Here is a 243-nt window from a genome sequence, read left to right as displayed (position 1 = left end):
ATAAGCAATGGCCGCTTCTGTATGTTTAAATTCAGCAAGCTTTTCTTCTAATTTAACATGAATATCTAATGTTCCGTTGATCGTACGAACGGCACCGGCTCCGACTCCATATGTTTTCGTTGCTTCTATGCAAGCCTCTTTCAATCGTCGATCTGTTGCTAAACCTAAATAGTTATTTGATGATAAATTAATTAATTCTCTGCCCGCAATGGTGATTACCGGACCGTTTGGACCTTCTACCGG

Annotated in this window: 1 protein-coding gene; it reads right to left on the bottom strand. The window is 40.3% G+C overall.

Going from position 1 to position 243, the window contains the following annotated elements; all coding sequences use genetic code 11:
• On the bottom strand, nucleotides 1-243 hold a 243-nt coding region (locus tag SB773_RS34110; protein WP_410594925.1), incomplete at both ends, for an aminotransferase class I/II-fold pyridoxal phosphate-dependent enzyme.

It is taken from the genome of Bacillus sp. SIMBA_074 (genome assembly GCF_046534555.1).
Lineage (GTDB): Bacteria > Bacillota > Bacilli > Bacillales > Bacillaceae_G > Bacillus_A > Bacillus_A mycoides.
Note: the sequence above shows the minus strand (reverse complement) of the source record. Positions and strands in the feature narration are given on the sequence as shown.